Annotated in this window: 1 protein-coding gene; it reads left to right on the forward strand. The window is 75.0% G+C overall.

Translation table 11 applies throughout. The annotated features are described in order from the left end of the window. Positions 1-173 precede the first annotated feature (173 nt). On the forward strand, positions 174-1,742 hold a 1,569-nt coding region (locus ACFU5G_RS29845), incomplete at its 3' end, for a PHP domain-containing protein (RefSeq protein WP_377252770.1).

Consider the following 1,742-nt stretch of genomic DNA (forward strand, 5'->3'; position numbering starts at 1 on the left):
CTCAAGGTCGGCAGTTTGTCTCGCAGAGTCGGCAGTTTGTGCCGCGAGTGCCGACGTCGCAGGAGAGTGCCGACCTCGGCGTCGACACCAGACGTCGGGACAGGGTCGTGACCAGCCCTGTGACCAGCCCTGTGACCAGCCCTGTGACCAGCCCTGTATCCGGGGCCGGGGCCGTGACCGGGGCCGCGGCGCGAGACCGGCGCGATCAGGGCGTGCCCTACGCAGAGCTGCACGCGCACTCCGCGTTCAGCTTCCTCGACGGCGCCTCCCACCCCGAGGAGCTCGCCGCCGAGGGCGCGCGGCTGGGGCTCAAGGCGCTCGCGGTCACCGACCACGACGGGCTGTACGGCGTGGTGCGGTTCTCGGAGGCGGCCAAGGCCGTGGGGCTGCCCGCCGCGTTCGGGGCGGAGCTGCACCTGCCGGTGGTCTCGACGGGCTCGACCGGCGCCCGGGGCTCGACCGGCGTTCGGGGCGTGCCCGTGCTCGACCCGCCCACCGGGATCCCCGACCCGCGCGCGACGCACTTGCTCGCGCTCGCGCGCGGGCCGCAGGGGTACCGCAACCTGTCGAGCGCGATCGGCACCGCGCACCTGAAGGCCGGGGTCAAGGGCGCCGCGCACTACACGCTGGAGGGGCTGGGCGAGGCGGCGTCCGGCGAGTGGCTGGTCCTGACGGGCTGCCGCAAGGGCGCCGTCCGCCAGGCCTTGCTCCCCGCGTCGGGCGCCGGGAACCGGAGCGACCGGCTGGCGGCCGGGCGGCGGGAGCTCGACCGGCTGGCCGACGTGTTCGGGCGGGACAACGTCGCCGTCGAGATCACCGCCACCGGGGACCCGCGCGACGCCGACCTGCACGCCGCGCTCGCGCTCCTGGCCGACGACGCGCGCCTGCCGCTCGTCGCGACCACCGCCGCGCACTACGCCCGCCCCCGGGACGCCGACCTGGCCGGGGCGCTGGCCGCCGTCCGCGCCAGGTCCAGCCTGGACGACCTGGACGGCTGGCTGCCCGGCGCGCCCACCGCCCACCTGCGCAGCGGCGCCGAGATGGCGCGCCTGCACCGGCTGCACCCGCAGGCCGTGGCGACGGCGGCCGCGCTCGGCGCGGAGTGCGCCTTCGACCTGGAGCTCATCGCGCCGAACCTGCCGCCCTACCCGGTCGAGGAGGGCCACGACGAGGCGTCCTGGCTGCGCGTGCTCACCTACCGGGGCGCCACCGAGCGCTACGGCCCCCGGGAGGGCAACGAGAAGGCGTGGGCGCAGATCGACCACGAGCTGAAGGTCATCACCGACCTGGGCTTCCCCGGGTACTTCCTGGTGGTCTACGACCTGGTGGAGTTCTGCCGTACCCACGGGATCCTCGCGCAGGGCCGGGGCAGCGCCGCCAACTCCGCGGTCTGCTACGCCCTGGGCATCACCGCCGTGGACGCCGTCAAGCACGAGCTGCTGTTCGAGCGGTTCCTCGCGCCCGAGCGGGACGGCCCGCCGGACATCGACGTCGACATCGAGTCCGTGCGCCGCGAGGAGGTGATCCAGCACGTCTACGAGCGGTTCGGGCGCACGCACGCGGCGCAGGTCGCCAACGTCATCTCCTACCGGCCCCGCTCCGCCGTGCGCGACGCCGCCCGCGCGCTCGGGTACGACGTCGGGCAGCAGGACGCGTGGTCCAAGTCGATCGAGCGCTGGGGGACGCTCAAGCCGCGGGCGCTGGTCGAGCTTGTCGAGACCTCGGGAGGGTCTCGACAAGCT

The organism is Promicromonospora sp. NPDC057488 (assembly GCF_042802395.1).
GTDB lineage: Bacteria > Actinomycetota > Actinomycetes > Actinomycetales > Cellulomonadaceae > Promicromonospora.